This window comes from Streptomyces sp. NPDC093260 (assembly GCF_040683715.1).
Taxonomy (GTDB): domain Bacteria; phylum Actinomycetota; class Actinomycetes; order Streptomycetales; family Streptomycetaceae; genus Streptomyces; species Streptomyces sennicomposti.
In genome coordinates this window covers 196,997-223,991 of the sequence record NZ_JBFBEK010000010.1, presented here as the reverse complement: position 1 = coordinate 223,991, position 26,995 = coordinate 196,997, and the positions used below count along the sequence as shown (strand labels likewise).

At 73.6% G+C, this 26,995-nt stretch carries 24 protein-coding genes; 10 read left to right on the top strand and 14 right to left on the bottom strand.

The features are described 5' to 3' along the window. Positions 1 to 5 precede the first annotated feature (5 nt). Both rho and AB0N63_RS15670 read left to right on the top strand, forming a co-directional pair. The gene (gene rho / locus AB0N63_RS15675; protein WP_365529268.1) at positions 6 to 1,163 is read left to right on the top strand and encodes a transcription termination factor Rho; all 1,158 of its coding nucleotides are present in this window, start codon (positions 6 to 8) and stop codon (positions 1,161 to 1,163) included. 134 nt (positions 1,164 to 1,297) lie between these two features. After that, positions 1,298 to 2,512, top strand: a complete 1,215-nt coding sequence (locus AB0N63_RS15670) for a D-alanyl-D-alanine carboxypeptidase (RefSeq protein ID WP_365529265.1) — start codon at positions 1,298 to 1,300, stop codon at positions 2,510 to 2,512. 22 nt (positions 2,513 to 2,534) lie between these two features. Here AB0N63_RS15670 and AB0N63_RS15665 read toward each other — a convergent pair whose 3' ends face one another. The 5 genes from AB0N63_RS15665 to AB0N63_RS15645 all read right to left on the bottom strand — a co-directional run bounded on the left by AB0N63_RS15665 (position 2,535) and on the right by AB0N63_RS15645 (position 6,980). Beyond that, complete coding sequence (locus tag AB0N63_RS15665) at positions 2,535 to 3,467, bottom strand: glutaminase (protein ID WP_365529263.1); 933 nt, start codon at positions 3,465 to 3,467, stop codon at positions 2,535 to 2,537. Between the two features lie 127 nt (positions 3,468 to 3,594). Beyond that, positions 3,595 to 4,614, bottom strand: coding sequence for an asparaginase (locus AB0N63_RS15660; RefSeq protein ID WP_365529260.1), 1,020 nt, complete (start codon positions 4,612 to 4,614; stop codon positions 3,595 to 3,597). A gap of 137 nt (positions 4,615 to 4,751) precedes the next feature. Further along, positions 4,752 to 5,477, bottom strand: a complete 726-nt coding sequence (locus AB0N63_RS15655; protein WP_365529258.1) for a FadR/GntR family transcriptional regulator — start codon at positions 5,475 to 5,477, stop codon at positions 4,752 to 4,754. Between the two features lie 127 nt (positions 5,478 to 5,604). Further along, complete coding sequence (locus AB0N63_RS15650) at positions 5,605 to 6,441, bottom strand: undecaprenyl-diphosphate phosphatase (RefSeq protein WP_365529256.1); 837 nt, start codon at positions 6,439 to 6,441, stop codon at positions 5,605 to 5,607. Positions 6,442 to 6,689: 248 nt separating this feature from the next. After that, entirely contained in the window at positions 6,690 to 6,980 is a 291-nt protein-coding gene (locus AB0N63_RS15645) for an ArsR family transcriptional regulator (protein ID WP_365529254.1), read from the bottom strand. A 229-nt stretch (positions 6,981 to 7,209) separates the two neighbouring features. On the opposite strand from AB0N63_RS15645, the gene AB0N63_RS15640 reads away from it, so the two are divergent. Next, positions 7,210 to 7,599 carry a MarR family transcriptional regulator gene (locus AB0N63_RS15640; RefSeq protein WP_365529251.1) on the top strand — a complete coding sequence of 130 codons (390 nt, stop codon included), beginning with the start codon at positions 7,210 to 7,212 and terminating at the stop codon, positions 7,597 to 7,599. A gap of 63 nt (positions 7,600 to 7,662) precedes the next feature. Here AB0N63_RS15640 and AB0N63_RS15635 read toward each other — a convergent pair whose 3' ends face one another. The 5 genes from AB0N63_RS15635 to AB0N63_RS15615 form a co-directional block, all read right to left on the bottom strand. After that, positions 7,663 to 8,064, bottom strand: coding sequence for an SseB family protein (locus AB0N63_RS15635; protein WP_365529248.1), 402 nt, complete (start codon positions 8,062 to 8,064; stop codon positions 7,663 to 7,665). A 154-nt stretch (positions 8,065 to 8,218) separates the two neighbouring features. Then, entirely contained in the window at positions 8,219 to 9,268 is a 1,050-nt protein-coding gene (locus AB0N63_RS15630) for a PP2C family protein-serine/threonine phosphatase (protein WP_365529246.1), read from the bottom strand. Between the two features lie 159 nt (positions 9,269 to 9,427). After that, on the bottom strand, positions 9,428 to 9,865 hold the full coding sequence (locus AB0N63_RS15625; RefSeq protein WP_365529243.1) for a GNAT family protein: 438 nt from the start codon (positions 9,863 to 9,865) through the stop codon (positions 9,428 to 9,430). Positions 9,866 to 10,482: 617 nt separating this feature from the next. Continuing rightward, entirely contained in the window at positions 10,483 to 12,000 is a 1,518-nt protein-coding gene (glpK, locus tag AB0N63_RS15620) for a glycerol kinase GlpK (protein WP_365529240.1), read from the bottom strand. A 60-nt stretch (positions 12,001 to 12,060) separates the two neighbouring features. Then, positions 12,061 to 12,825 (bottom strand): IclR family transcriptional regulator, encoded by a 765-nt coding sequence (locus tag AB0N63_RS15615; RefSeq protein WP_365529237.1) that lies wholly within the window; start codon positions 12,823 to 12,825, stop codon positions 12,061 to 12,063. A gap of 146 nt (positions 12,826 to 12,971) precedes the next feature. Between AB0N63_RS15615 and AB0N63_RS15610 the strand changes: the two genes are divergently transcribed. Next, on the top strand, positions 12,972 to 13,415 hold the full coding sequence (locus AB0N63_RS15610) for an ATP-binding protein (protein WP_365529234.1): 444 nt from the start codon (positions 12,972 to 12,974) through the stop codon (positions 13,413 to 13,415). A 98-nt stretch (positions 13,416 to 13,513) separates the two neighbouring features. Here AB0N63_RS15610 and AB0N63_RS15605 read toward each other — a convergent pair whose 3' ends face one another. Next, positions 13,514 to 14,029 (bottom strand): GNAT family N-acetyltransferase, encoded by a 516-nt coding sequence (locus tag AB0N63_RS15605; RefSeq protein ID WP_365529231.1) that lies wholly within the window; start codon positions 14,027 to 14,029, stop codon positions 13,514 to 13,516. A gap of 95 nt (positions 14,030 to 14,124) precedes the next feature. Between AB0N63_RS15605 and AB0N63_RS15600 the strand changes: the two genes are divergently transcribed. Further along, the gene (locus tag AB0N63_RS15600) at positions 14,125 to 14,931 is read left to right on the top strand and encodes a thioesterase family protein (RefSeq protein WP_365529228.1); all 807 of its coding nucleotides are present in this window, start codon (positions 14,125 to 14,127) and stop codon (positions 14,929 to 14,931) included. 60 nt (positions 14,932 to 14,991) lie between these two features. On the opposite strand, the gene AB0N63_RS15595 is transcribed toward AB0N63_RS15600, so the two are convergent. Together AB0N63_RS15595 and AB0N63_RS15590 are read right to left on the bottom strand one after the other, a co-directional pair. Then, positions 14,992 to 15,774, bottom strand: a complete 783-nt coding sequence (locus AB0N63_RS15595; RefSeq protein ID WP_365529225.1) for a TIGR03943 family protein — start codon at positions 15,772 to 15,774, stop codon at positions 14,992 to 14,994. Beyond that, positions 15,771 to 16,814, bottom strand: a complete 1,044-nt coding sequence (locus tag AB0N63_RS15590; RefSeq protein WP_365529222.1) for a permease — start codon at positions 16,812 to 16,814, stop codon at positions 15,771 to 15,773. Before AB0N63_RS15590 ends, AB0N63_RS15595 begins: the two co-directional genes overlap by 4 nt. Positions 16,815 to 16,971: 157 nt before the next feature. Here AB0N63_RS15590 and AB0N63_RS15585 point away from each other — a divergent pair, with 157 nt between their 5' ends. The 3 genes from AB0N63_RS15585 (at position 16,972) to AB0N63_RS15575 (ending at position 19,707) form a co-directional block, all read left to right on the top strand. Then, positions 16,972 to 17,958, top strand: coding sequence for a TIGR01777 family oxidoreductase (locus AB0N63_RS15585; RefSeq protein ID WP_365529219.1), 987 nt, complete (start codon positions 16,972 to 16,974; stop codon positions 17,956 to 17,958). Positions 17,959 to 18,010: 52 nt separating this feature from the next. Continuing rightward, the gene (locus AB0N63_RS15580; protein ID WP_365529216.1) at positions 18,011 to 19,036 is read left to right on the top strand and encodes an alcohol dehydrogenase; all 1,026 of its coding nucleotides are present in this window, start codon (positions 18,011 to 18,013) and stop codon (positions 19,034 to 19,036) included. A 179-nt stretch (positions 19,037 to 19,215) separates the two neighbouring features. Further along, on the top strand, positions 19,216 to 19,707 hold the full coding sequence (locus tag AB0N63_RS15575) for a lamin tail domain-containing protein (RefSeq protein ID WP_365529213.1): 492 nt from the start codon (positions 19,216 to 19,218) through the stop codon (positions 19,705 to 19,707). A 105-nt stretch (positions 19,708 to 19,812) separates the two neighbouring features. Here AB0N63_RS15575 and AB0N63_RS15570 read toward each other — a convergent pair whose 3' ends face one another. Next, positions 19,813 to 20,751 carry an MIP/aquaporin family protein gene (locus AB0N63_RS15570; protein ID WP_365529211.1) on the bottom strand — a complete coding sequence of 313 codons (939 nt, stop codon included), beginning with the start codon at positions 20,749 to 20,751 and terminating at the stop codon, positions 19,813 to 19,815. Positions 20,752 to 21,110: 359 nt separating this feature from the next. On the opposite strand from AB0N63_RS15570, the gene AB0N63_RS15565 reads away from it, so the two are divergent. Both AB0N63_RS15565 and AB0N63_RS15560 read left to right on the top strand, forming a co-directional pair. Next, complete coding sequence (locus AB0N63_RS15565) at positions 21,111 to 23,654, top strand: Pls/PosA family non-ribosomal peptide synthetase (protein ID WP_365529208.1); 2,544 nt, start codon at positions 21,111 to 21,113, stop codon at positions 23,652 to 23,654. Between the two features lie 14 nt (positions 23,655 to 23,668). Then, on the top strand, positions 23,669 to 26,971 hold the full coding sequence (locus AB0N63_RS15560; RefSeq protein ID WP_365529205.1) for an amino acid adenylation domain-containing protein: 3,303 nt from the start codon (positions 23,669 to 23,671) through the stop codon (positions 26,969 to 26,971). Positions 26,972 to 26,995 lie beyond the last annotated feature (24 nt).

The window sequence follows — 26,995 nt, the reverse complement described above, 5'->3', positions numbered from 1 at the left end:
CACCCATGACCACCACACTCGAACACCCTCCCGTACGGCAGCGGTCCGAACGGGCCGCCCAGCTCGTCACCGGTGTCCTGGACATCGACCGCGGCGGAGCCGGCCGGCTGCGCGGTACGACCTGCCTGCCCTCCCCCGACGACCCTCAGGTGCCCGCCGCGCTGATCCGCCGCCACGGGCTGCGCAAGGGCGACCTCGTCGAGGGCGTGCCCGGCGAGCGGGGCGGCCTCACCGCCGTCGCCCGCGTCGGGGGACGCACCCCGGACGCGCTCCGCGGCCGGCGCCGCTTCGCCGACCTGACCCCGCTGCACCCGCGCGAGCGGCTGCGCCTCGAACACCCGGGCGCCGGACTCGCCGGACGGGTGATGGACCTGCTCGCGCCCGTCGGCAAGGGGCAGCGCGGCCTCGTCGTCGCTCCGCCCAAGACCGGCAAGACCGTACTGCTCCAGCAGATCGCCGCCGCGGTCGCCGGGAACCACCCCGAGTGCCGGCTGATGGTGGTGCTGCTGGACGAGCGTCCCGAGGAGGTCACCGACATGCGGCGCTCGGTGCGCGGCGAGGTCTACGCCTCCACCTTCGACCGCACGCCCAAGGAGCACATCGCCCTCGCCGAACTCGTCGTGGAGCGCGCCAAGCGGCTGGTGGAGGCCGGCGAGGACGTGGTGATCCTGCTGGACTCGCTGACCCGGCTGTGCCGGGCCCACAACAACGCCGCCGGGCCGGGCGGACGCACCCTCAGCGGCGGCGTCGACGCGGCGGCGCTGCACGGCCCCAAGCGCCTGTTCGGGGCCGCCCGTCTCGCCGAGGAAGGCGGTTCGCTCACCATTCTCGCCACCGCGCTGGTGGAGACCGGCTCCCGCGCCGACGAGTTCTTCTTCGAGGAGCTGAAGGGCACCGGCAACATGGAGCTGCGGCTGAGCCGCGAGCCCGCCTCCCGGCGCGTGTTCCCGGCCGTCGACATCGCCGCCTCCGGCACCCGCCGCGAGGAACTCCTCCTCTCCCCCGCCGAGTCGGCGGCGAGCGCCGGACTGCGGCGCGCCCTGCCGGGCCGCGACGGCCGCGACGGCCGGACCGGTCTGGAGACCCTGCTCGAACGGCTGCGCGCCACACCGGACAACGCGACGTTCCTGCGCCGCGTCCAGCCCACGCTGCCGACCGGCTAGGACCAGGCGCCGTCCCCGCCCGGAGCGCCCCGCTGGGGCATCCGGGCCACCCGCTGGGACATCCGGGTGCTCGTGGTCCCCGTTCGGCCCCCGGCAAGGTCACGCCTGCACCGGTTCGTTCCTACGTTTACGGTATGACGATCAAATTCCCCCTCCGGGCCGCTTTGTCCGCCTGCGCCCTCTGTGCCACAGGCCTGCTGATAGTGACCTCCCCGGCCGCCGCCACGGGCCGGGCCGGGACGGACCCGGGAGCACCGGGGCGGCAGAAGGCGGCCATGCCGCAGCCGGCCCTGCTGGAACGCGAGGGCACACAGGTCCGCCTGCGCTCCGAAGCACCCGAGACCCCGGAGGTCTCCGCGCTGTCCTGGCTGGTGGCCGACGCGGCCAGCGGTGAGGTGCTCGCCGCGCACGACGCACACGAGAAGCTGCCGCCCGCGAGCACCCTGAAAACCCTGTTCGCGCTCACCGTGCTGCCCGCTTTCCCCGGCGGTCTGCGGCACACCGTCAGCGGGTCCGAGCTGGCGGGCATCGGGGAGGGCAGCAGCCTGGTCGGGGTGGTCGAGGGTCACACGTATCAGGTGTCCGACCTGTGGCGCGGGGTGTTCCTCAACTCCGGCAACGACGCGGTGCACGTGCTCGCCGCGCTCAACGGCGGCTGGGACCGCACCGCCCGGCAGATGCAGGACAAGGCGCGCTCGCTGGGCGCGGTGGACACCCACGTCGTCTCGCCCGACGGCTACGACGCCGACGGACAGGTGTCCTCGGCCTACGACCTCGCCGTGTTCGGGCGGGCCGGGCTGCGCAACCCGGACTTCGCGCGCTACTGCTCCACCGTGAACGCCCTCTTCCCGGGCAACGACGGCGCCTCCTTCGGGATCGCCAACACCAACCGGCTGCTGACGGGCGCCGACGGCGTGGAGCCGTACCCCGGGCTGATCGGCATCAAGAACGGCTACACCACCAACGCGGGCAACACCCTGGTCGCCGCGGCGCACCGCGACGGGCGCACCCTCATCGTGACGGTGATGAACCCTCAGGAGGGCGACGGCCTGGAGGTGTACGAGGAGGCGCGCCAGCTGCTCGACTGGGGCTTCGACGCCGCCGGGCATGTCGACCCGGTCGGTTCCCTGGACGCGCTGCGCCCGGTGGCGCACGCCGCCGCGGCCCCCGCGCCGGCCCCCTCCCCCACCCCCTCCCACGCGCCGGTCGCGGCGGCCAGGGCGGGGGCGGCGTCGGACCGGCCGGGCTGGGCGGAGACGGGCGCGATCGTGGGCGGTGTCGTGGGCGTGACCGCCGGGGCGGCCGTGATGGTCCGGCGGCGCAGGAACCCTCGGTTCGGCCGCGGCTGACCACCCGTTCCGCGCCGAGGGGTCAGAACACCGACAGTCCGGTGAGGGTGGTGAAGCGGTCCAGGGCCGCCACTCCGGCGACGGAGTTGCCCCGCTCGTCCAGGCCGGGGCTCCAGACGCACAGCGCGCACCGCCCCGGCACGACGGCGATGATGCCGCCGCCGACGCCGCTCTTGCCCGGCAGTCCGACCCGGTAGGCGAAGTCGCCCGCCGCGTCGTAGGTCCCGCAGGTCAGCATGACGGCGTTGACCTGCTTGGCCTGGCTGCGGGTCAGCAGCCTGGTGCCGTCGGCGCGGATGCCGTGCCGGGCCAGGACGGTGGCGGCCAGCGCGAGGTCGGCGCAGGAGGCCGCGATCGAGCACTGGCGGAAGTACTGGTCGAGCAGGACCGGCACCGGGTTGTCGATGTTGCCGTAGGAGGCCATGAAGTGGCCGAGGGCGGCGTTGCGGTCGCCGTGCGCGGTCTCCGAGGCGGCGACCTCGAGGTCGAAGTCCAGGTCCGGGTTCCCGCTCTCGGCGCGCAGCAGCCGCAGCAGTTCGCCCGCGGCGTCGCCGGTACGGGTCAGGAGGCGGTCGGTGACGACGAGGGCGCCGGCGTTGATGAACGGGTTGCGCGGGATGCCGTTCTCGTACTCCAGCTGCACCAGGGAGTTGAACGGGTTGCCGGAGGGCTCGCGGCCCACGTGCTCCCACAGTTCGTCGCCCTCGCGGGCCAGGTCGAGGGCGAGGGTGAAGACCTTGGTGATGGACTGCGCGGAGAACGGCTCGCGCCAGTCGCCCACCCCGTACACGGTGCCGTCCAGCTCCGCGACGGCCATGCCGAAGGCGCGCGGGTCGCGGGCGGCGAGCGCCGGGATGTAGTCGGCGGGCCGCCCACGACCGGGCGTGCGCCCGGTCTCCTCGGCGATACGCTCCAGAACCGGCTGGAAGGCCATCGAGGACGTCATGATCCTCATTGTGCCCGGGGGCGGGCCGGCGCGGCCCGGCGGAGCCGGGGCCAGGCACAGCCCCCGGGGTCAGACGCAGGCCGGGGCCGGACGCGCCCCGGGGAAGAGGCCCGGACGGCTCATACGCGGCACGCGGTCACGCGCAGGCCGAGGGCAGTGCCTCAGGGTTCAGCGCCTCGACCGGGGTGACGCGGCCGACCGGTTCGCCGCCGCCGAGGAGCGGCTCGCCGGCGAACTCGGTGAGCCGGGCCGGATCGACGCCGGCCAGGGCGAGGGCGGCGGCGGTCACCGGGACGCGCGCCCGGTTCGCTCCGTCGGAGATCTTCACCGCGACGGCCCGGCCGTCCGGCAGCGCGGCGACCTCGACGCCCTCGAAACCGTCCTTGGCCAGCAGCCCGGGCACGGCCCGCATCAGCGCGGCCACGTCGCGGCCGGAGCCGGAGGCCGTCTCGGGGTGCTCGCGCATCGCGTCGGCGACCCGCGCCCCGGGGGTGCCGGGCGCGGCGGTGGTGATGCGGGCGGCGGCGCGGGCGAGGCCGTGCAGGGACACGGCGAACAGGGGCGCGCCGCAGCCGTCGACGGTCACCCGGGCCACGCGCTGCCCGGTGAGGTCCTCGACGGTCTCGGCGACGGCACGCTGCAACGGGTGCGCGGGATCGAGGTAGTCGTCCAGGGACCAGCCGTTGAGCCGGCAGGTGTAGAGCATGGCCGCGTGCTTGCCGGAGCAGTTCTGGGCGAGCCGGGAGGGCAGGCGGCCCGCACGCACCCAGGCGTCCCGCACCGTCGGGTCGAACGGCAGGTCGGGGACGTTGCGCAGGTCGCCCTCGGTCAGCCCCGCCAGTTCGAGGATGCGCCGCGCTCCGGCGAGGTGGCGCTCCTCGCCGGAGTGGCTGGCGGCGGCGAGCGAGAGCAGTTCGCCCTCCAGCGGCAGCCCGGCCCGGACCATGGCGACGGCCTGGACGGGCTTGAGGGCGGAGCGCGGATAGAAGGCGGCCTCGGTGTCGCCGAGCCGGAAGCGGGTCTCGCCGTCGGTGTCGAGGACGACGACGGAGCCGTGGTGGAGGCCTTCGACGACGCCGCCGCGTACGAGGCGGGCGACGGGTGCGTGGCGGGGCTCGCGGACGGGGGGCGCCGCGGCGGGGGAAGTGGTCTGCATGGCTGCCTGCGTCACTGGTGAGTGGGTGGATGGTACTCGCGCGGGGGTGTGCGCGGGGGCGCCTCGGAGGAGGTGCGCGCGGTCCGGCCGCGGGTGACGCGCCGGGCCGCGGGGTGCGGGGGTGTGCCGTGTGCGGGTTACGACCCTGGTCGGCCCGGGTCGGGGCGGGGTGCGGGGCGCACGATGGCGGTGAGGGTGGTCTCGACCCGGTCGAGGTGGTGGGTCATGGCCTGGACGGCGTCGTGTTCGCTGCCGTCGGTCAGCGCCTCGACGAGGGCCCGGTGCTCACGGTTGGACTGCTCGCGCCGGTCGCCGAGCTCGGTGAGGAAGGCCGACTGGCGGCCCAGGGCGTCGCGGATCTCCTCGATGACCCGGCGGAAGACGGGGTTGCGGGCGGCCTGGGCGACGGCGAGGTGGAACAGGGTGTCCAGCGCGACCCAGGAGGTCGTGTCGGTCTCCCGCTCCATCCGCTCCAGCAGGTGGAGCAGGTGGTCCAGGTCCTCCGGGGTGCGGCGCAGCGCGGCGTAGCCGGCGACCGGGATCTCGATGTGCCGGCGTACCTCCATCAGGTCGCTGGCCGCGTAGTCCCCGAAGGTGGGGTCGTCCACGGCGCCGGCCACGACGAAGGTGCCCTTGCCGGTCCTGGAGACGGTCAGGCCCATGGTCTGCAGGGCGCGCAGCGCCTCGCGCAGGACGGGCCGCGAGACCTCCAGGACGCGGCACAGCTCCGCCTCGGAGGGGAGCTTGTCGCCGATGGCGTACTCGCCGCGTTCGATGGCGCCGCGCAGGTGGGTGAGCACCGCCTCCATGGCGCTGACGCGTCGGGGTGCCGCCACACCTGTCTGGCTGTCTGACAGGTTCACGGAGCGATCGTGCGGGGTGCGGAGGAATCCTGTCAAGCGGGGCCGCAGGACAGACGGTACGGGCGTGGGGGCGGACCGTGCCGGCGGGTCCGCCCCCACGGCCGGGACACTGCGGCGCTGCGGCCGCTCAGGCGTCGAGCACGCCCGTGCCCAGCAGCCCGAAGAGGAGGGCGCCGACGGCGATCCGGTAGAGGACGAAGGCGTTGAAGGAGTGCTTGGCGACGAACTTCAGCAGCCAGGCGATGGAGCCGTAGGCCACCAGGAAGGAGACGACGGTGCCGACGGCGAGCGGGGCGGCGCCCACGCCCGCCCCGAGGGCGTCCTTGAGTTCGTAGACGCCGGCGCCGGTCAGGGCCGGGATGCCGAGGAAGAACGACAGCCGGGTGGCGGCGACACGGTCCAGGTCGAGGACGAGCGCGGTGGACATGGTGGCGCCGGAGCGGGAGAAGCCGGGGAAGAGCAGGGCGAGGATCTGCGAGGTGCCGACCAGCATCGCGTCCTTGAACGAGGTGTCGTCCTCACCGCGCTTGTGCCGGCCCATCTGGTCCGCGCACCACATCACGCCGCTGCCGACGATGAGCGAGCCGGCGACCACCCACAGCGAGCCGAGCGGCCCGTCGATCAGGGGCTTGGCGGCCAGGCCGACGAGGACGATCGGGATGGTGGCGTAGATGACCCACCAGGCGAACTTGTAGTCGTGGTGGTAGCGCTCCTCGCGGTTGGTCAGCCCGCGGAACCAGGCGGAGACGATCCGCACGATGTCCTTGAAGAAGTACACGAGTACGGCGGCGATCGCGCCGACCTGGATGACGGCGGAGAACCCGACGACGGAACTGTCGTCGACGGGGATGTCCATGAGCCCCTCGGCGATCTTGAGATGGCCGGTGGAGGACACGGGAAGGAACTCGGTCACCCCCTCGACGACTCCGAGGACGACGGCCTGACCGACGGAGATGGCGCTCATGGGATCCAGTTCTGGGGACGGTGGGTCGACAGTGGCGCAGACACGCTTGCGTCGCAGTCACTCTTACTGCGTGGAGGTGACGTTCCGGTTACCCGGGACGGGCGCACGCCTGAACGGGAGTGACGGCGGGAACACGCGTCCGGGCCCGTCCCGGACGCCCGCGGCGAGGACGGACGGGGAGGAGACCGACGGGGACACGGCGGACGGGGCGCTGCGGCACCGGGAGGAGCGGGCGCCCCGTCCGTAGCTCACCAGCCCTTCTCGAACAGCCGGGCCACCTCGGCGATGCGGAACTCGTCGCGCCGGTAGTACGTCCGGTGGCACACGCGCCGGGTGCGCAGCAGACCGAGGTCCACGAGCAGCGCGAGGTGCGTCTTCGCGGCCCGGAGGGGGATGCCGAGCCCGGCGGCGACGGCCCGCGCGGTCGCGCCGTGCTCACCCCGGGCGGCGCACCACCGGTTCCGGGCGGCGTGCGCGGCCGGCTCCCCCAGCCAGGCCAGGATGGCCGTGCGCGTCCGTTCGGCAGGAGTCCTCGGCATCTCGCCCCCGCTGTCGTCGTGGCCGCTCCGTCCCGTCGTCCCCTACTGTGACGGGGACCGGTCCGCCGTGTCCGGGACTCGGCGGCCCTTGTCCGGTACCGGCCGTCGGAGGCCGGGCGCGGGCGGCGGCCTCCTCGGGTCTCTCCGGGACGCCCGGGCCGACGGCCGCGGCACCGTCGCCCGGTCCGCGGCCGCCGTCGCGGTGCTCGCGCCGCACTACCATGCGGGCATGGGAGTGAACGCGGCCGGCGCCCGGCTCGGGGAACAGTGGCGGGAGATCCTGGCCGTACACGCCCGGACGATGTGCGAGATCGACCGTGTCCTGCACCCCTACGGCCTGGGGGCGAGCGACTTCGAGGTGCTGGACATCCTGGCGTCCGAATCGCCCGCCGACGGCGACGTGTGCCGGGTGCAGAACATCGCCGGCCGGGTGCACCTCAGCCAGAGCGCGCTGTCCCGTCTCATCGGCCGGCTGGAGAAGGACGGGCTCGTCGAGCGGTCGGTGTGCGCGGAGGACCGGCGCGGGGTGTGGGTCTCCCTCACCCGCCGGGGCCGCGACCTGCACGCGGAGGTGCTCCCGCTCCAGCGGGAGGTGCTGGCCCGCATGCTCGGCGGGTGACGGCGGGGGCGAGGCCTCACAAGCGCCCGTCGCGAGGGTGCACGCGGCCTGTTCCCTGCCGTCCTACGGCCGGGCCAGCAGGGTGCGTACGCCCTCCGAGGTGAGGGTCAGGCCGTGCGGGGAGCTGGCGTCTATGGTCAGCGACAGGTCCTCGGCCGGCCACTGGGAGGCCAGGGCGCCCAGGGGCACCAGACGGTAGCGGGAGACGAAGGGCAGCAGTTCCGACATCTCCAGTTCCGAGGTGAACACGGGCACCACCGGCACTCCGCCGGGCTGCTCCATGACAGGCAGGGCCACCGACTCCGGGTTGGTGGCGTCCTCGTCGCTCACGTCGTCGGGCACCGGGATCAGTACGTCGCTGTGCGCCAGCGCGTCCAGTGCCGCCGCGTCCTCGGCGTTCTCGGCAAGGACGTCCAGCGCCTGCTGAGCCTGTGTGGCGGTGCGGTCGTTCTCGGGTGTGTCCATGGCGAATTCCCTGGTTGCGGCGGTCGTGCGGCCCGCCCCGGGGCGGGTGATCGCCCGGGCACGGTCCTGGACGCGTACCCGGTCGCCCCCGGCGCAACCGCCCTCGACCGCGGCAATCGACGGGAGCCGCGAGCACCGGGCCCTCGCGGGGCGCTCAGGACTTGAGGCGGCTGATCGCGACGGACGCCGCGTCGTCGCCGAGCCGGCCGCGGGTGTGGGCGAGGAGGTCGTCGCGGAGCCGGTCCAGCAGTTTGTCCGGCGCCCCGGCGTCCTGGGCGGCGGCCCAGGCGGAGGCGCGGTCGGGGAGCGGGAAGAACGCGCCGTGCGCGTCCCGTGCCTCCAGCACGCCGTCGGTGTGCAGCAGCAGCGTGTCCCCGGGGCCGAAGGGGAACGAGGCGACGGCGTAGGCGGTGACCCCGCCCAGGCCGCCCAGGCCGAGCGGGGGCGCGACGGTCTCGGCGACCAGCGTGTGGGCGCGGCCCTCGGAGAAGAGGACCGGCGCCGGATGGCCGCAGTTGACGAGGCGGACCACGTCCTCGTCGTCGGGGATGTCCAGCAGCAGCGCGGTGGCGAACGCCTCGTCGGTGTCGAGCGCCTCCTCCGTCTGCCACTGCCGGGAGTCCCACCGCATCGCGCCGTCCAGGTGCACGGCCAGCCGCGGCAGTGTGGCCCGGCGGTGCGAGGCCGCGCGGAACGCGCCGAGCAGCAGGGCGGCGTGGCTGATCGCCGGCAGCCCCTTGCCGCAGACGTCCGCGAGGAGCAGCCGGGTGCTGTGCCGGGTGCGGGCGGCGGCGTAGAGGTCGCCGCCGAGCGTCGCCTCGTCCTGCGCGGCCAGGTACACGCTGGCCATCCGCAGTGGGCCGCTGCGCTCGGGCAGCGGGGGCAGCAGGACCTCCTGCACGGCCTGCGCCACGATCCGGCTCTGGTCGAGCTGGCGCTCACCGCGCTCGCGGACCAGGCAGAAGACCACTATCAGGGTGGAGACCAGGATCAGGGCGCCGATCTGGGCGATCAGGTTCTCGGTGGCCAGCACACCCCGGGCCACTCCGATGAACACCTGGGCCGCGACGGCCAGGACGCCGATCAGCGCGGTGCGGCGGGGACCGGAGAACGCGGCGGCGAGGGCGGGCGCGGCGACCAGCAGGGGGCCGAGGTGCACGTCGGGCGGGGCCAGGACGTCCACCACGCAGACGGCAGCGATCATTCCCAGCGGGACGAGGGCCAGCGCCCGCCCGGGGCGGGAACGCCGCAAGCGCTGGAGCGGCACACGTCATGCTCTCACCCCCGACGCCCCGCCACCACCCGCGTCACCGGCACACACGGTCCCCCGCCGCCGCGCCCGCACCAGGCCCGTCCGGGTGCGTCAGGCCCGTACGAGGCGGCCGTCCATGTCGTCCGGCCGAGGGCCCACGCCGCCCGGCACGGCCGCCACTCCCGTCACGCCCGTCATCGCGGCCGGGGCGGCGCCGGGCGCGGCGGGCGCGCCCGCGGCGAGGCGTAGTTCGATGACGGCGCGGGCGGTCGGCCACTCCTCGTCGAGGATCGAGTAGAAGGCGGTGCTGCGCACGGTGCCGTCCAGGCCGCGCGAGTGGGCGCGGCGCACGCCCTCGCAGCGGGCGCCGAGCCGTTCGATGGCGGCGCAGGAGCGCAGGTTGCGGGCGTCGGCGCGGAAGGAGACGCGGCGCACCCGCCAGGTCTCGAAGGCGTGGCGCAGCAGGAGCAGCTTGGCCTCGGTGTTGATGCCGGTCCCCTGGGCGCCGGCGGCGAGCCAGGTGTTGCCGATCTCGGCGGCGTCGGGCACGGCGGTGCGGGGATCGCCGTACGGGACTCCCGGGACGGGGGGGCCAGACGAGCGGTCCCTGCCAGTAGTCGAGTTCCAGGAAGCGGGTGGAGCCGACGACGCGGCCGTCGTCCACGCGGACCACGGCGAAGGGCAGCGCCCGGCCCGCCACCTGCTCGGCCAGGGCTCGTTCGACGTAGTCGCGGGCCGCTTCGGGGCCGTGCGGCACGGGGGTGAAGGCGTAGGAGGCGCGGTCCTCGCCGCCGGCCCGGGCCAGGCCCTCCACGTGGTGCGGAGCGAGGGGTTCCAGCCGCGTCCTGCGGCCGGTGAGAACGACGGGTGCGGGCACAGGACCATCGGTCTTTCTGCGAACGGGGGGTGCTGCCGTCCGGGGCCGGCTGCGCGGCGCGGGGCGGTGGTTCAGCATGCGCCGGGTCTCCGCCTGTAGGGGAAACGGCCGGGTGAAGAACGGGAGACGGTCGGATGAAGCCCGCAGAGGGCTCTCCGCGGAGAACCATGGCGCGGAGAGCCCGGTGGAGGCTCACTTCCGAACCCCTCGTCCTTCGGGTAACCAGGCCACCGGGGCCGATGCCGCCGCCGGGCGCCGAATCCGGCCAGCCGCCGGGGCCGGGCGCGGCTCAGCGCGGTCCTGCGGCGGGCCGGACCCAGTCCAGGGACCGCTCGACGGCCCGCTGCCAGCTCTCGTACTCCCAGGCGCGCCGTTCGGGATCCATGTCGGGCAGCCACTGGCCCGCCCGGTGCCAGTTGCCGCGCAGCACCTCCAGGTCGGACCAGTAGCCGACGGCGAGTCCGGCGGCGTAGGCGGCGCCCAGGGAGACCGTCTCGGCCACCAGGGGCCGTACGACGGGCACGTCCAGCACGTCGGCCAGCATCTGCATGAGCAGGTGGTCGGAGGTCATGCCGCCGTCGACCTTGAGCTGCTTCAGGGCGAGCCCGGAGTCGGCGTTCATGGCGTCGACCACCTCGCGGGTCTGCCAGGCGGTGGCCTCCAGAACGGCCCTGGCCAGGTGGCCCTTGGTGATGTAGGAGGTGAGGCCGACGACGATGCCGCGGGCGTCGCTGCGCCAGTGCGGGGCGAACAGGCCGGAGAAGGCGGGGACGATGTAGCAGCCGCCGTTGTCCTCCACGGTGCGGGCCAGGGTCTCGATCTCCGGGGCGGTGTTGATCATGCCGAGCCGGTCGCGGAACCACTGGACCAGGGAGCCGGTGACGGCCATCGGGCCTTCCAGGGCGTAGACCGTGGGCTGGCCGGCGATGCGGTAGGCGACGGTGGTGAGCAGCCCGTGCCGGGAGCGGACCAGGTCGGTGCCGGTGTTCGTGAGCAGGAAGCTGCCGGTGCCGTAGGTGCACTTGGCCTCGCCGGGCGAGAAGCAGGTCTGGCCGAACAGGGCCGCCTGCTGGTCGCCGAGGGCGGCGGTGATGCGCACGCCGGGCAGCAGCGCGCGGGCCTCGCCGTAGCTCTCGGCCGAGGAGCGGATCTCGGGCAGCAGGTCGCGCGGCACGCCGAAGAAGTCCAGCAGCTCCGGGTCCCAGGTCAGGGTGCGGAGGTTGAGGAGCATGGTGCGGCTGGCGTTGGTGGGGTCGGTGATGTGCAGTCCGCCGTCGGTGCCGCCGGTGAGGTTCCAGATCAACCAGCTCTCGATGGTGCCGAACAGCACCTCGCCGTCGCGGGCTCGCTGCTCCAGGCCGGGGACGTTCTCGAACAGCCAGCGGATGCGGGGGGCGGAGAAGTAGGTGGAGGGGGGCAGCCCGCAGCGGTCGAGGAAGAACTCGTCGCCGGGCCGGTCCCTGAGCGCGTCCACGAGGGGCGCGGTGCGGGTGTCCTGCCAGACGATGGCCCGGCCGACCGGTACTCCGGTGCGCGGGTCCCACAGCACGGTGGTCTCGCGCTGGTTGGCGATGCCGATGGCGGCGATCTGCCCGGCGTCCACGCCCGCCGAGGCCATCGCCTCGGGCACGACGCGCTGCACGTTGCGCCAGATCTCGACGGCGTCGTGCTCGACCCAGCCGGGCTTCGGGAAGTGCTGCTGGTGTTCGCGCTGGGCGACCGAGCGCAGCCGTCCGCGGTGGTCGAACAGGATGCACCGCGTGGACGTGGTGCCCTGGTCGATGGACATCACATACCGGTCAACCATGTTCTGGCCTGCCTTCCGATGCGTGACGCGGCTGGGGAAGCTGCGAGGTCCTGGCGGGGACTACCAGCGGGTCGCCCCCAGGTCCCGGGAGATCGCCCGTGCGGCCTCCCGGAGCAGGGCGGTCAGGGCGGCCAGGGGCCGACCCCTGGGATCGCAGATCCGTTCGACGGGGCCGGAGAGGCAGACGGCGCCCACCACGAGTCCGCCGTGCCCGCGGATCGGCGCGGCGATCCCCGCCTCGCCCATGGACATCTCCTGCACCTCCGCGCCCCAGCCCTGCTCGCGGATCTCCGCGAGCGCCCGGTCCAGGTCCTCGCGATCGACCAGGGTGTGCCGCGTGTACGCCGCCAGGCCCTCGGCCGGCGGGTCGAGGGTCGCGGCGCCGTAGGCGAGGAGGACCTTGCCGAGGGAGGAGGCGTGCAACGGCAGCAGGGCGCCCACGTCGAGGGTCTGCAGCGTGTCGTCGGGGCGGAAGACGTGGTGGACGACGAGGACCTGGCCCTCCAGCGGCGTGCCCAGCCGGACGGCCTCGCCGCTGCGGGCGGCCAGCGCGTCCGCCCAGTTGACGGAACGGGAACGCAGCTCGTTGACGTCGAGATAACTGGTGCCCAGGTGCAGCAGCGCGGCCCCGAGCTGGTACTTCCCGGTCGCCTCGTCCTGCTCGACGAAGTCGACGTGCTGGAGGGTGCGGAGGATGCCGTGAGCGGTGCCCTTGGCGAGTCCCAGGGAGGACGCGACCTCGCCGAGCCCGAGCCTGCGCGGCCCGCCGGCCAGCAGGCGCAGGATCGCCGCCGCTCGTTCGATCGACTGGACGGGTCCGGCCATGGAGCGATATTAATCCTATTTGCCCCGTTCAGGACTGCCGTTCGGCAATGCCGACCGCGATTCGTTGACCGCCGCGTATACGTTCCCTAGCGTTCCTAGTCGCGCCCGACCTCCGGTCGGCAGCGCCGTTCGGAGAAGGAGGCCACATGACCGCAGCGCAGCTCGACGCCGCGCCCCGCGGGGAAGCCGGCCGAGCCGCCCACGCCCGGCACGCTTTCCCGCTGCCGCCCACGCCCGGAGCAGTGCCGACCGTACGCCGTCGCGTACGCGCGGTGCTGGGCGACTGGAACCTTCCGACCGGGGCCGCGGACGATGTGCTGCTCGTGGTCTCGGAGCTGGTCACCAACGCGCTGGTGCACGCCCGCCCGCCCGCGACGCTGCTGCTCTGGCAGGTGCCGGTGGACGGGCGCGGGGCCGTGCACGTCGAGGTGAGCGACCTGGGACCCGCCGCGCCGCCCGGCCCGGCCGCCGCGCCGGACCCGGACGAGCACGGCCGCGGCCTCGGCATCGTGACCGCGCTGTCGGCCCGCTGCGGCGTCCGCACCGGCCCCGGCGGCACGCACAGGTGGGCCGAGGTCCTGGCGGGCTGACCCGCCCTCCCCTGCCTTCCGCACACCCAGACGCGGACCGGTGCCGACGCCCCTCTGCACGCCGGACCGCCCCGGACCCCGAACAGCCGTTCCACGCCTCAGCGCGGCGGCAGGTCGGCGCCCGGGTCGATCGCCCAGTGGTTGGCGCGCAGCACCCGGTCGGCGAACGGTACGTCGCACTCGCCGAGCAGCCGGAAGCCGAGGGAGCGGCAGATGCCGTTCGAGGGGGCGTTGTCCGTGGCCGGGAACGCGTGGGCCGTGCCCCAGCGCTCCTCGTCGCACGCCCGTTCGAGCAGCAGCCGGGTCGCCCGTCTGCCGAGGCCCCGGCCCTGGTACTCGGGCAGGACCATCCAGCCGATCTCCGACACGGGCGCGCCGCCGTCGTCGTGGGACCACAGGCACACCGTCCCGGCGACCTCCCCGGGGCCCGCGTCGTCGGGCACGATCATCTTGATCCAGGCGGTGTCCTCGGCCGCCGCGGCGGCGTCCCGGCGCACCTTGTCGGCCATGCCCTCGGCCGGCAGCGGCCCGCCGAGCCCGGCCGTCATCACCGGATCGCACCGCATCCGTACGTAGGCGTCGACGTCGTCCGGCGTGACGTTGCGCAGCTGCACCGGGTCCCTCCCCCGTGTCGTGGCGTTGCCCGCTCCTAGTCTGTGGAGCGTCCAACGATCCGGCGGCGCCGGAAGATCCCGAGGAGACAGACCCGTTGAACACCGGCAGTGAGGTCCCCGACAGCTATTACGTGCGCATCGACGAGCACCGCTTCAAGCCCACCGCCCACGCGAGCGGCGCCTGGGACGAGAACGAGCTGCACTTCAGCCCGCTCGGCGGCCTCGTCGCGCACGTCATCGAGCGGCACCTGGCCGCCCGCCCGGCCGGCGGCCTGGTCCTGTCCCGGATCAGCTACGACATCCTGGGCCGCCTCGCTCTGGAGGAGTGCGAGATCCGGCTGGAGACGGTCCGTCCCGGCCGCACGATCGAGCTCCTGGAGGCGGTGGTGACCGTCGCGGACCGCCCGGTGGTGCGGGCCCGCGCCTGGCTGCTGGCCGGGCAGGACACGAGCGCCGTCGCCGGGGGCGCCGCCGACCGGCTCACCCCGCCCGAGCGGCTCGAACCGTGGCCGATGGCCGAGCTGTGGCCCGGCGGCTACATCGCGTCCCTGGACGTGCGCCCCGTCGCCGCGCCACGGCCGGGCCGTACCGCCGCCTGGGTGTCCACGCCGCTCGCCCTGGTGGCCGGGGAGACCAGCGGCCCGTACGCCTCGTACCTCGCCCTGGTCGACACCGCCAACGGCATCGCCGTGCGCGAGTCGCCGACGGAGTGGATGTTCCCCAATGTCGACCTGACCGTCCATCTGCACCGGCGGCCGGAGGGCGGGTGGACGGGTCTGGACACCACGGTCGTCTTCGGGCCGAGCGGCCAGGGCCTGACCAGCACGGTCCTGCACGACGTGCGCGGTCCGGTCGGGCGGGCCGAGCAGATCCTCACCGTACGGCCGATACCGGGCGCCTGACCGGCGGTCCTGGGGTCCGGGCGCCGGCCGGGCCCGGCGGGCGGGGCCAACCCTCCGCCGTCAGCGGGCCGGAACCAGCGGCAGGTCGTCGGTGTAGCCGTTGACCGGCCGCTCGACCCGCCGTACGTCACGCGCGTCCAGACCGGCGGGCGCGGAGGCGGTGCCGAGCGTGCCGCCGGGGTGCCAGGCGCCGGTGACCGACACCCAGGTGTCGGCGGGCGGCGCCGGCGTGCCGTGGATCCGGACCTTCACCGACTGGGCGTCGGCGGCGCAGCAGGACAGGATGATCCGGGTCAGGTACCAGGCGTCCCGGCCGCCCTCGTCCGGCGTGACGAAGCCGGTCAGCAGGACCGTGCGCCCCCTGACGGCTCCCGAGGGGTCCTGCTGCACCCGGCGGGTGAAGTCGGTGAGGGTCATCGGCAGCGGCGAGGCCGCGGGCAGCGGGTCGAAGTGCCGCTGCCCGGACGTGACGGCCCTGGGGGCCTCACGGGAGGCGGTGTACGCGCCGAGGGCGGGCGGGGCGTGGAAGAGCAGGCTCAGCGCGGGGAGGAACAGCAGCCAGGCGACGCGGGGGACGGTGGAGTGGTCGTGACCGTGGCCGCCGTGGCCCTGGTCCTTCGCGTCGCCCTCGTGGCCGTGTTCCGGTTGCTCGGCGCGGTGGGCCCTGGCGGGGACGGACCACGCCTCGGCCACGCCCAGCAGGAGCAGCAGCACGCCGGAGGCGACGAGCAGCGGCCGCATGCCCTCCTTGACGTAGCGCAGGAAGAGGTCGGTGAAGAGGGAGGCGTGCAGCAGGCCGAGGCCGCTGAGCACGAGCAGGGTCACCTGGAGGGGACGTTTCACAGCAGGACGCCTCCGACGATCGTGCTGCACAGGATCGCGACGAGGGCGGTCGCGGCGGAGAAGCGGGCGGCGAAGGCCCGGCCGAAGGTGCCCGCCTGAAGGGCGATCAGTTTGAGGTCCACCATCGGCCCGACCACCATGAACGTCAGCCGCGCCAGGGGTGAGAATGCGGTGAGGGACGCGGCGACGAACGCGTCGGCCTCCGAGCAGACCGCGAGCAGGACGGCGAGGGCGGCCAGGAACAGCACGGAGAGCCAGGGAGAACCGGAGAAGGCGTCGAGCACGGTGTGCGGGACCGTCACGTTGAAGGTGGCGGCGGCCATCGCGCCGAGGACCAGGAAACCGCCCGCGTGCAGGAAGTCGTGCTGGAAACCCTGCCGGAACTCCGTCCAGCGGCTGTGTCCCGGCCGGTGCCCGGTGTGCCGCACGGCCGGCCGCAGCCACTTCTCGCGGCCGAGCAGGAGCCAGAGCCAGCCCATGGCGGCGGCGGTGACCAGCGAGGCGAGCAACCGGGCCCACACCATGGCGGGGTTGCCGGGGAAGGCGATGGCCGTGGCGGTCAGCACGACCGGGTTGACCGCGGGCGCCGACAGCAGGAACGCGAACGCGGCGGCCGGGGTCACACCCCGGCTGATCAGGCTGTTCGCGACGGGCACCGAGGCGCACTCGCAGCCCGGCAGGACCACCCCGGCGATCCCCGCGACCGGGACGGCGAGCACGGCCCGCCTCGGCAGCAGCCGGCTGAACACACCGGCCGGCACGAAGGCGTTGATCGCGCCGGACAGCGCGGTGCCGAGCAACAGGAAGGGCAGCGCCTGCACGGTGACGGCGAGGCAGACCGTCCGCCAGGCCTGGAAGGCCTGTCCGTCGCTCCACCGGCCGACGACGAAGACGACCGCGCCGGGCAGGACGGCCGCGCCGAGCAGGACGGCCGGCCAGAACCGGGGCCAGCCGTGCGCGGCGGCCTCGCCGGCCGGGGAGCGGGACGGGTCCGCCGGAGTGGCCCCCGGCTCCCCGGCCAGTACTTCGGTCTTCTGCATGGCGACTCCGAACGTTCCGTTGTCCGCAGCGAACATAGCGGGCCGCGACCCCTCACCTGTGCGTGAGACGCGTCGTCGGCGGTTCGCCGAATCCATTTTTGAACGCGTTCAGTTCCGGGGTTACAGTCGTCTCCTCCGACGGAGGGGGACGAGGGCGATGAAGATCGTGCTGCCCGGCGGCACCGGGCAGGTGGGGACGGTCCTGGAGCGCGCGCTGACCGCCGCGGGACACGAGGTCGTGGTGCTGACCCGGCGGCCGAAGCACCCGGGGCAGGTGCGCTGGGACGGGCGGACGGCCGGGCCGTGGACCGCGGCGATCGACGGCTGCGACGCGGTGGTGAACCTGGCCGGGCGCAGCGTCAGCTGCCGGTACACGCCCGCCAACCTGCGGGAGATGATGGACTCGCGGGTCGAGTCCGCCCGGGCGGTCGGCGAGGCGATCGCGGCCGCGGCCCGGCCGCCGCGGGTGTGGCTCCAGATGAGCACGGCCACGGTCTACGCCCATCGGTTCGACGCGCCCAACGACGAGCGCGACGGCCTGATCGGCGGCGCGGAACCGGACGTCCCGGACTACTGGGCCTTCAGCGTCGACATCGCCAAGGCGTGGGAGCGCGAGCAGGAGCGGGCCCGTACCCCGCACACCCGCAAGGTGGCCCTGCGCTCGGCCATGGTGATGAGCCCGGACCGGGGCGGCGTCTTCGACGTGCTGCTGCGGCTCACCCGGCTCGGCCTGGGCGGTCCGGTCGCGGGCGGCGGGCAGTACGTTTCCTGGATCCACGACCGCGACTTCGTGCGCGCGGTGCGCTTCCTGATCGACCGGGAGGACATCGCCGGACCGGTGAACCTGGCCGCGCCGGGGCCGCTGCCGCAGCGCTCGCTGATGCGGGCGCTGCGGGCGGCCTGGGGGACCCCGGTCGGCCTGCTCGCGACCGGGTGGATGGCGGAGATCGGGGCCTTCCTGCTGCGGTCGGACACCGAACTGCTGCTCAAGAGCCGACGCGTGGTGCCCGGCCGCCTGCTGGAGGCGGGTTTCTCCTTCGACCACCCCCAGTGGCCCCGGGCCGCCGAGGACCTGGTCCGGCGGGTGCGCATCCGGCCGGCCGCGGCCCGCCCGGCTCGTTCGGCGCGCGGGATCGGGGGCTAGCTGGTGTGCTGGAGTCGGGGGCCCCATGTCGTCGCTGTTCGCGGAGGTCTGGATGAGTGCCTACACCGTCGCGCAGGTGGCCGTCGCCGGCGGGCCGTTCGAGCTCGTCGAGCGTGAGGTCCCCGAGCCCGGCCCCGGTCAGGTGCGCATCGCCGTGGAGGCGTGCGGGATCTGTCACAGCGACGCCCTGTTCGTGGACGGGGCGATGCCCGGCGTACGGTTCCCGCTGGTCCCCGGGCATGAGATCGCCGGGCGGATCGAGGCGCTCGGCCCGGGTGCGGCGGAGTACGGCTGGCAGGCGGGCGACCGGGTGGCGGTGGGCTGGTTCGGCGGCAGCTGCCACCACTGCACCGCGTGCCGGCAGGGCGACTTCATCGTGTGCGAGAACCTCAAGGTCCCCGGCTGGTCCTACGACGGCGGGTTCGCCGAGCGCACCGTCGCACCGGTCGACGCCCTGGCCCGCATCCCCGACACCCTGGAGGCGAGCGACGCGGGACCGATGGCGTGCGCGGGTGTGACCGTGTTCGACGGGCTGCGCCGCAGCGCCGCGCAGCCGGGCGACCTGGTCGCGGTGCTCGGCCTCGGCGGACTGGGACACCTGGGCGTGCAGTACGCGGCGGCGATGGGCTTCGAGACGGTGGCGATCGCGCGGGGCGCCGACAAGGCCGACTTCGCGGCGCGGTTGGGCGCCCACCACTATGTCGACAGCACGGCGGGCACCCCCGTCGCCGAGGCGCTCCAGGCCCTCGGCGGGGCCAAGGTGGTGCTGGCCACGGTCGGCAACGCGGCGGCGGTCTCGGCGACCGTGGACGGGCTGACGCACCGCGGCGAGCTGGTGGTCATCGGGGTGACGCCCGAGCCGCTGGGGATCAGCCCGCTCCAGCTGATCACCGGTGCCAGGGAGGTCCGCGGACATCCCTCCGGCACCGCGCAGGACGTCCAGGACACCATGGAGTTCAGCGCCCTGCACGGCATCCGGCCGATGACCGAGGTGGTACCGCTGGCCGAGGCCGACGAGGCGTACCGCAAGATGCTCTCCGGCGCGGCCCGCTTCCGCATGGTCCTCACGACGGGCTGAGGCGCGGTCACCCCCAACTGGTCTCGGGCCGGTCGGCGGCCGGCCACTCACGATCGGTGCCCGGGCCCGGCCGGGCGCCGATCACGCTCTTCACATGTTCCGCACTTTTCCGACACCTTGCCGTCACGCATTGAGTATGATCCTCGCGGCTCATCCGCACCATCGAGGGGGGAACCTCCATGCGCATACGCTCCGCCCTGGCCATCGCCGCCACGGCGGGCACGGTCGCCGTCGTCGCCGCGGCACCGGCCCAGGCCACCGAGTACTCGTCCGCGCTGAAGATCAAGGGCGTCCAGTACGACGCGCCCGGACGCGACTCCAACAGCTGCACCAAGGGCAACGCCAAGAACGAGTACCTGACGGTCAAGAACTACTCGCGCTCGACCGTCAACCTCAAGGGCTACGTCGTCAAGGACGCGGCCGGCAACCGCTTCACGTTCCGCTCCAACCACTACCTGGAGCGCGGCGACTACGTGAACCTGCGCGGCGGCAAGGGCACGGACTCCGACGCGAAGAACGTCGTCTACCGCCAGAACTGCAACTTCATCTGGAACAACGACAAGGACACCATCTACCTGTACGCCCCTTCGGGCGCCCGCGCGGACGTCCACTCGTACACCAAGTCCCGCGACGACCGCGACGGCAACGGCTACATCACGTACCACGGCTGAGGCCGTGACGACGCCCCCGGCCGCCCGGCCGGGAACGCCCCCGGCGGTCCGTCAGGGCCGTCGGGGGCGTCGGGGGCATCGGTCACCTCTCGTCCGGTGCGTCGGTCACTCCTCGTCCAGGGGGCGGGCGCGGCCGGGTTCGGCGAGTTCGTTCTGCTGGGCCCGGATGTGCAGGACGTCGCCGATGAACAGGTCGTAGACCAGGACCCCGACCAGACCGCCCACGAGCGGACCCACGATCGGGATCCACCAGTAGTCGCTGAACGCCCCCGCCTCGCTGCCCGGCAGCGCCAACTTCCCCCAGCCGACGGCGTAGGTGAGGAGCCGAGGGCCGAAGTCGCGGGCCGGGTTGATGGCGTACCCGGCGTTCGCGCCGTAGGAGATGCCGATGGCGGCCACGGCGAAGCCGATGACCAGCGGCCCCAGGTTGGCCTTCACGGCGGTGTTGCGCAGGTCGACGATGGCCACGATCAGCATCACCAGCAGAGCGGTGCCGACGATCTGGTCGATCAGCGGACCCCAGTTGCCGCCGTGGAAGTAGGGCGCCGGGAAGGTGGCGAAGATGGAGAACGAGGCCACGGTGTGCCCGTTCGTCTTCGGCCCCTTCATGGCCTGGTCGAAGGTGTTGATGGCGTCGTGGTAGACGGCGTAGACCAGCGCCGCGCCGGCGAACGCGCCCACCACCTGTGAGGCCCAGTACGGCAGCACCTTCACCCACGGGAACCCACGGCGCGCCGCGAACGCCAGCGTCACCGCCGGGTTGAGGTGTGCGCCGCTGACGCCGCCGGCCACGTACACGCCGAAGACCACGGCGAACGCCCAGCCCCAGGCGATCAGCAGCCAGTCGCCGGCGCCCAGGAAGAAGGTGGTGGGCCCCTCGGTCCGGCCCGAGCCGGGCAGCGCGGCGACCGCCATGGCCACCGAGCCGCACCCGAAGGCGATGAGGACGAAGGTCCCCAGGAACTCCGCCAGGCATTCGCCCCACAGACCTCCCCGACGCCTGAGTCGGGAGGGTTTGATCAGAGGCTGGATTTCTACGGCCATATCGGCCCCCTCGACGAACGGTGCGGCGTACGAGCCGGGACGGCCCGGCTCCGGGACCGCCCGCGTCACAGCCCGCCGGCGGCCCCGCGCACTGCTCAGTGTGCGCGCCCGGACCGGTTGCGGCTACTCGGCCGCATCCGGACGTCTGTCGGGTGACGTCACCGGCGTGTCGTGTGCCGCGCCACCTGCACCCGCCCTCCATACGGGCGTACCCGAGTGGCAGGGCAGCTGGGACCGCACAAAACTGATCCATGGTTTCGTGATCAGTCGAAAAGGTTTCGTGATCAGGCGAAAACGCTCGGTCTCGGGGACCGGCCACCGCTGGCCGACGGTTTTCGACCTTTCCTCAGGGAGCTCGCATGGTGGAGAAGTCTGCCGACATATTGATGCCCGGGCCGAGCGGAACCGCGGTGGCCCGGAGCACGTCCACCGCTCCGGCGCCGGCGGACACCGAACGAGAACTCGCCGGAATACTCGCGGACGTCATGCACGCGGAACATGTTCCGCGTGAAAGCCACTTCTTCACCGATCTCGGCGCGAACTCCCTGCTGATGGCCCAGTTCTGCGCCCGGGTGCGCAAACACCCCGGGCTGCCGTCGGTGTCGATCAAGGACGTCTACCGGAACCCGACCCTGCGCGACCTGGCCGCCGCCCTCACCCCGACGGCCGTGGACGGCGACACCGCGGCTCCTCCCCCGCCCGCCGGCGCCCCGGCCCCGGCGGTCCCGGCCCCGGGACCGGCGCCGGCCGTCCCCGCTCCGCCGGGCGCCGTGCGCCACGCGCTGTGCGGAACCGCGCAGGCGCTGATCTTCCTCTGCTATTCCCTCGTCCTCGGAATGTCCACCGCATGGGCCTACGAATGGGTCGCCGCGGGTTCCGGCCTCCTCGCCGTGTATGAGCGGTCGTTCCTGTGCGGCGGTACGGGATTCCTCGCCGTGTGCGCGCTTCCGGTGGCCGCGAAATGGATTCTCGTCGGGCGCTGGAAACCGGCGGAGTTCCCGATCTGGGGGGCGGCCTATCTGCGCTTCTGGATCGTCAAGACGCTGCTGCACGCCAATCCCATGGTCCTGTTCGTGGGGAATCCGCTGTACGTGCTGTACCTGCGGGCCCTCGGCGCGCGGATCGGGAAGAACGTCACGATCCTCACCCGCACCGTGCCGGTCTGCACGGACCTGGTGTCCATCGGCTCCGGCACGGTGATCCGCAAGGACGCCTTCCTCCTCGGCTACCGGGCGCACGCCGGCCGCATCCAGACCGGCCGGATCACGCTCGGCCGGGACGTGTTCGTCGGCGAGAAGACGGTGCTGGACATCGACACCGCGATGGGCGACGGCGCCCAGCTCGGCCACGCCTCCGCTCTGTACCGGGGACAGGGGATCCCGGCCGGGGAACGGTGGCACGGCTCGCCGGCCGAGCCCACCCGAGTGGACCACGTACGGGTCCCGCCGGCCCGCTGCGGCACGCTGCGCAGGGCCGTCTTCGGCATCACCAGCCTGGTGCAACTCTTCTTCCTCTACCTGCCGTTGGTGATCGGCGGCATGTACATGCTGTTCGCGGAGGTCCCGGCGCTCAGCAAGCGGCTGGACGCCGGGACACGGGTCACCACGGCCGCCGAGTTCGTCACCGACACCCTCGTCGTGGCCACCGCGCTCTTCTTCGGCGCCCTCGTCCTCGGCCTCGCCGTCCTGTACACCGTGCCGCGCCTGCTGCGCCTCGCGGTGAGACCCGACCGGGTCTATCCGCTCTACGGCTTCCACTACGCCGCGCACCGCGCCATGGCCGGTCTGACCAACGTCCACTTCTTCCCGTGGCTGTTCGGCGACAGCTCCTACATCGTCCCCTACCTGCGCGGCCTCGGGTACGACCTGAACCGGGTCGAGCAGACGGGCTCGAACTTCGGGACCGAGGTGCAGCACGAGACGCCGTTCCTGGTCTCCGTCGGCAGCGGCACCATGGTCGCCGACGGACTGTCCGTGATGAACGCGGAGTTCTCCAGCACCTCGTTCCGGGTGAGCCGGGCGGCGATCGGCGCACACAACTTCCTCGGCAACAACATCGCCTACCCGGCGGGAGCGAGGACAGGTGACAACTGCCTGCTGGCGACCAAGGTGATGGTCCCCCTCGACGGCGAGATGCGCGAGGGCGTCGGACTGCTCGGCTCGCCCTGCTTCGAGATCCCCCGCACGGTGGAGCGCGACACCCGCTTCGACCATCTGCGCACCGGCGACGAACTGCGCCGCAACCTCGCCGCGAAGAACCGCTACAACCTCCGCTCGATGGCGCTGCACCTGGTCCTGCGCTGGCTGCACACCGTCGTCCTCACCGCGCTCGCGCTCACCTCCGTCGATCTGTACGGCACGCTGGGACACGTGGTGATCGCCGGGTATCTGGCCCTCACCCTGGTCCTCACCACGCTCTTCCACGTCCTGGTGGAGCGCTCCCTCGCCTCCTTCGGCCGGCTGCGCCCCCGCCTGTGCTCCATCTACGACCCGTACTTCTGGTGGCACGAGCGGCTGTGGAAGGTGCCGGACCGGTATCTCGAGGTGTTCAACGGGACGCCGTTCAAGGCGCTGGTGTGGCGGCTGCTGGGGGTGCGGGTCGGCCGCCGGGTCTTCGACGACGGCTGCTACATCACCGAGCGGACGCTGACGGCCATCGGGGACGACTGCACGCTGAACGCCGGCAGCAAGATCCAGTGCCACTCCCAGGAGGACGGCACCTTCAAGTCCGACCACACCACACTCGGCGCGGGTGTGACCCTCGGCGTCGGCTCACACGTGCACTACGGGGTGACGATGGGCGACGGCGCCGTGCTGGCGCCCGACTCCTTCCTGATGAAGGGCGAGGAAGTCCCCGCCGACGCGGCCTGGGAGGGCAACCCGGCCGCACCGTCTGCGAACTGAGGAAGGGTCATTCGATGGGAGCGCTCGTGGCAGCGGACAGGGACTTCTGGACGGACGTGCTCACCGCCGGCGGGTTCACCGCCGTACCGCGGTGGACGCGGCGGCCCGTGCCGGGGGTCGCCGAGCACGGGGAGCCGGTGCCGGACGAGGTGGCCCGGGCCGTGCGCGCCCTGGCCGTCGAGCTGGGGGTGCCGGTGAGCGCGGTGCTGCTGGCCGCCCACGCCAAGGTGCTGGCCGCACTCAGCGGCGAGCAGGACGTGGTGACCGGGCACACCGGGGGCGACGGCGCCCCGCTGCCCTGCCGGCTGACGCTGGCGCCGCCGACCTGGCGCGGGCTGGTGCGCAGCGCCCGGCGGGTCGAGGCGGACCTGCTGACGCACCGGGACTACCCGGTCGGCGAGCTGCGCCGGGAGCTGGGTCTGAGCGGACCGTCGTACGAGACGGTGTTCGACCCGGACGTTCCCGCGGCCCCCGCGGACGCCGGGGCCGCGCTGCCCGAGGACGTGGTGCTGCGCGTGGGATGGAGCGACCCGGACGGGCGGACGGCGCTGCGGCTGCGGTACCGCACGGACGCGCTGGACGCGGGGGCGGCGGCCCGGATCGGCGGCTACCATCTGACCGCGCTGCGGCTGATGGCGGCCGACGCGGACGCCGAACACACCCGGCAGAGCCTGCTGTCCACCGACGAGGTCCGCGCGCAGCTCGACGAATTGGCCGGTCCGCACCGGGAGTTGCCGAAGGCCCGGGCGCACGAGCTGTTCGAGCGGCAGGTGCGCGCACACCCCGACGCGGTGGCCGTGGTGCACGGCGGGCAGTCCTGGACGTACGCGGAGCTGAACGCGCGGGCGAACCGGCTGGCGCGGGCGCTGCTGGCCCGCGGAGTGGGCCGCGAGGACGTGGTGGCGGTGGTCACCGAACGGGATCTCGACTGGCCGGCCGCCGTGCTGGCGGTGTTCAAGGCCGGCGCCGTCTATCTGCCGATCGAGCCGCACTTCCCGGCCGGCCGGATCCGGGCGACGCTGTCCCGCTCCGGATGCCGGCTCGTGCTGACCGAGTCCGGCAGTACGGGCACCCTGGACCAGGCCCTCGCCGCGCTGCCCGCGGGCGTCGAGAAGCTGCTGGTGCGGGACGCGTACGCGGAGGGGCACGACGCGTGCGACCTCGGGGTGGAGGTGACGCCGGAGCAACTGGCGTACATCTACTTCACCTCCGGCTCCACGGGTGAGCCGAAGGGTGCGATGTGCGAGCACGCGGGCATGCTCAACCATCTGTTCGCCAAGATCGACGACCTGTTGATCGGGCCGGGGACGGTGGTGGCGCAGACGGCGCCGCAGTGCTTCGACATCTCGCTCTGGCAACTGCTGGCCGCGCTGCTGGTGGGCGGCCGCACCCTGCTGGTGGAGCAGGAAGCCGTCGTGGACGTGGAGCGGTTCGTCGACACGGTGACGCGCGGCCGGGTCGGCGTGGCGCAGCTCGTGCCCTCCTATCTCGAGGTGGTGGTGTCGTACCTGGAGCGGCACCCGCGCGAACTGCCCGATCTGGCGTGTGTGTCGGTGACCGGCGAGGCGCTCAAGCGGGAACTGGTGCAGCGGTGGTTCGCCATCGAGCCCGGCATCCGGCTGGTGAACGCCTACGGGCTGACCGAGACCTCGGACGACACCAACCACGAGGTCATGGAGGCGGTCCCGGACCGCGTACTGCTGGGCCGCCCCGTCAACAACGTCCGGGTCCTGGTCGTGGACGAGCAGCTGTCGCTGGTGCCGCTCGGTGCACCCGGGCTGATCGCGTTCTCCGGGGTGTGCGTGGGGCGCGGCTACGTCAACGATCCCGAGCGCACCCGGGAGGCCTACCGGCGGGACCCGTACCGGCCGGGTGAGCGCCTGTATCTGGGCGGCGACTGGGGGCGCTGGCATCCGGACGGCAAGCTGGAGTTCCTCGGCCGCCGGGACAGCCAGGTCAAGATCCGCGGGTTCCGGATCGAGATCGGCGAGATCGAGAACACGCTGCTGCGCGTCGGCGGAGTCCGCGACGGTGCGGTCGTCGTGGCGGAACTCGGCGGCGGCGGGACGCACTTGATCGCCTACTACAGCGGCCGCCGGCTGACCGACGAGGAGTTGCGGCGGGCGCTGGGCGCGCCGCTGCCCGCCTACATGGTGCCGACGGCGTTCCACTGGCAGGAAAGTCTGCCGCTGACCGCCAACGGCAAGATCGACCGAAAGGCGCTGACCGCGGCGGCCGAGCGGACGGCGCGGGCGGACGCCGAGGCGGAGGGGACCGGCGGGGCCGCCGGGGAAGCGCACGAGGACGCGCCGCGCACCGCGACCGAACGCCGGCTGGCCGACGCCTGGGCGGAGGTGCTGAGCGTGCCCCGGCACCGGATCGGCCGCCGGGACCACTTCTTCGACCGGGGCGGCACCTCGCTGACGGCGGTGAAGCTCACCATCGCCCTGAACCGCGCGGTGTCCCTCAAGGACATCACCCGCCATCCCGTGCTCGCCGATCTGGCCGCGCTGCTGGACGGCGGGTCCGGGCGGCGCACGGAACTGCTGCAACCGCTGTCCGGGGGCAGGGGCGCGCGGGACTGCGCGCTGGTGTGCTTCCCGTACGCGGGCGGCAACGCGGTCAACTTCCGGCCGATGGCGAGCGCCCTGGCCGGCAGCGGGCTGGCGGTGTACGCCGTCGATCTGCCCGGCCACGACCTGGCGGCGGCCGAGGAGCCGTTCGCGCCGCTGGAGCGGGTGGTGGAGGACGTCGTCGCCGAGATCGCCGGGCGCGGTCTGCGCCGGGTGATGCTCTGGGGTCACTCCTCCGGCGCAGCACCCGCCGTGGCGACGGCCCGGCGGCTGCACGGGAGCGGGGTGGAGGTGGTCCGGGTGTTCGTCGGCGCCCAACTCCTCGGCACCGCCGGACAACGGCGAGCGGCGGTCGAGGAGTTGACTCGGCTGAGCAACGCGGAGATCGCCGCGCGGCTCGGCGCGGACAGCGGGTACACCGAGCTGGGCGAGCTGAACGCGGCGCACGCCGAGCACATCGGGGCCGCCTACCGGCACGACTGCCTGGCCGCGCACCGCTACTTCGCCGACGCGCTGGAACGGCCGCCGGCCGAGCGGCTGGCCGCGCCGGTCACCGTGGTCGTCGCCGCCGACGACCCGCACACCGACGGCTACCTGGACGCCCACCGCCAGTGGCGGCTCCTGGCCGAGCGGGTGGAGCTGCGCGAACTGACCGACGGCGGCCACTACTTCCCGCGCACCCAGCCGGCCGAGGCGGCCCGGGCCGTACTACTGGGCGCGGCCGAGCTGCTGGCGTCCTCCTAGGGCGTTGCGGGCCACCCTGCGAAC